The 2,606-nt window shown below is 48.0% G+C and carries 2 protein-coding genes; both read right to left on the bottom strand.

The genetic code is table 11. The annotated features are described in order from the left end of the window. The coding region (locus tag ACTXGO_RS12210) for an SDR family NAD(P)-dependent oxidoreductase (RefSeq protein ID WP_443574740.1) at positions 1-659 on the bottom strand (659 nt) is incomplete at its 3' end. A 59-nt stretch (positions 660-718) separates the two neighbouring features. After that, complete coding sequence (locus tag ACTXGO_RS12205; RefSeq protein ID WP_317198490.1) at positions 719-2,398, bottom strand: AMP-binding protein; 1,680 nt, start codon at positions 2,396-2,398, stop codon at positions 719-721. Positions 2,399-2,606: the final 208 nt, after the last annotated feature.

The raw sequence follows: 2,606 nt of genomic DNA, 5'->3' as shown, positions 1-2,606 counted from the left end.
GCCTCTAATTGTTCGCGCGCCTTTTCAGGGATCGTATTCATCATCGGCGTCGCAAATACGCCCGGCGCAATGGTCATCACCCGAATACCGTGGCGAGTCAGCTCACGTGCCAGCGGCAACATCATACCAACCACACCTGCCTTTGATGAGGCGTAGCTTGCCTGCCCGACTTGACCGTCAAAGGCTGCGATAGAGGCGGTGTTGATAATGATGCCGTTATCTGTGTTTTTTTCGTTGTCAGGACTAGCGTTGGCCGCTGTGCGCTTAGCGATACTAGAAGCCACTAAACGTGCGACATTAAATGAGCCAACTTGGTTAATAGTGACGCCGCGAGTGAACTGCTCAAGATCAGCTGGATTGTTGTCACGATCGAGCAGCTTTTGTACTACGGCGATACCTGCACAATTGATAGAGCCTTGTAAGCCGCCAAATGCTTGTTCTGCTAAATCAACAGCCGCTTGTACCTCATTGCCGCTCGTCACGTCACAACGGGCAAAGCGAGCTTTGTCTCCTAATTCACTGACCAAGTCTTGTCCTGCTGACTCATTGAGATCAGCGATGACGACATTGCCACCTTGAGCCACAAGCGCTCGAACCACTGACTCGCCGAGTCCTGAAGCGCCGCCTGTGACCAAAAAGCTATTATCTTTGATGTGCATATTATTTCCTTATTTATATTTTTAAATTTTGAATAGGTAAGATTTATTTGGCTGACAGACTACTCTGCCGACAAGCTACGCAGCAAAAACCGCTGTATCTTACCGCTTGGCGTTTTTGGCAATGCGTTGACGAACTCAATCTCGCGTGGATAAGCATGAGTCGATAGGCGCTCGCGTACCAAGTCTTTTATTTGCTGAGCAATCTCATCACTACCTGTTATGCCATCTTTGAGTACCACGAACGACTTGATATTGTGACCGCGTATCTCATCAGGGACACCGACCGCTGCCGACTCGGCAACAGCGTCATGCTCCATAACCGTATTTTCGACATCGGTCGGACCGACGCGATAACCTGCGGTGGTGATAATGTCATCGTCGCGCCCTGAGAACCAATACGTCCCATCGCTATGACGCTCGACCACATCCCCTGTCAGGTAGTAATCCTCAAAGAACGCCTGCTTTTCATTCCAACTATAACCTGGGAAATAAAACGCGGGCGACTGACTGACTACCACGGCCAATTGACCTTGGTCACCATCAGGCAGCACTTGCATATCGTCATCTAAGACTACTAGTGTATGTCCTGGCAATGCCATGCCCATAGAACCTACTGGGCAATCATGATCGAGAGCATGATGCTCGCAGCACGTCATGCCTGTCTCTGTCTGCCCGTACTGATCACAGACTTTGCAGCCTAAATGACTCTCAATCCAGCTCACCACTTCGGTATTTAGGGTCTCGCCTGCCGAGTTAGCGCAGCGTAAGGATAACTCGTTAGCAGAATCGCTAGAGGTTTCAAACACGCCGCTTGATTTCATCATACGATACGCGGTTGGCGAGGAGGCAAGGTTGGTAATCTTGTGGCGTAGCATAAAGTCGCGAGTGTTGGTCGCATCAAAGCCTGCTTCATTAAAGTAAGTGGTTACGCCCATTAGTAGCGGCCCTGTAATCGCATAATACAAGCCATATGCCCAGCCAGGATCAGCCATATTCCAGTAGTGATCGTCCTCGCGTAGGTCAATGGCATAACGCATATAGAGATAAAACGCAGGAAGCGCCGATAAAGGCACGCTCACACCTTTTGATTTGCCAACAGTACCTGAGGTAAACATCTGCAAAAATGGCGCATCTGTATCTAGTTCGGCGGCAGCGATAGGCTCTGACTCAGACGCCATTTCGGCAAATTTTTCGTAATAATTGTCATCATTCCAAGTCTGCTCGTCAGTTGCACGCTCGACCAATACCATCTTAGTTCGCTTCGCTAAATCCTCAAACTTGCTGCGATTATCGTTGTCGGTAAAGACGACTTTAGTCGCAGCTTTGTCCATACGGTATTTGATAGAGTCATAACCAAAAGCGGTGAATAACGGCTGATATATCGCGCCCAAACGCCAAGTGGCCAGTACGATAACGAGTAGCTCAGGCGTACGCGGCAGCATAGTCGCTACCCTATCGCCTGCCTGTACGCCGTAAGACTTAAGGAGCTGAGCGATAGTATTGCTAGCATCATCAAGCTCGCCAAAGCTCATGCGGGTAATCTTGCCTGCGTTATCTTCGTGCACCAGTGCGGTATGGTCTCTTCGTCCATCACGTACATGACGACCGCAGCACGCGGTATAGGCATTGAGACGATCCTCGACATGAGTGCCAAAGATCTCTTCTAGTAAGGCATCCATAGTGAAGTTGTTATAATAATCAGTGTAGCTGATTGGTTGAGTATGATTGGCAGCAGTCATAAGCTAATCCTTTAGCAAAATAATGAACTAAAAATAAAGTCGTTATCAAAGTCTATACCGAATCTCTCACGGTAGCGACCTATTACCATTAACGTTTGTCTATTAATAACGCATTTGCATATTTATTTCAATACATACTGTCTCATTTTTATGCTGCTGAAGACAAGTCATCAGGGTTAGACGCTTTTAAAAAGTTAAGTAAAGCTTT

The organism is Psychrobacter sp. T6-1 (assembly GCF_052258445.1).
Note: the sequence above shows the minus strand (reverse complement) of the source record. Positions and strands in the feature narration are given on the sequence as shown.

Bases quoted from the DNA above. Each gene is read 5' to 3' on its own strand.
- ACTXGO_RS12205 (WP_317198490.1), bottom strand. From the start codon at position 2,398: ATGACTGCTGCCAATCATACTCAACCAATCAGCTACACTGATTATTAT.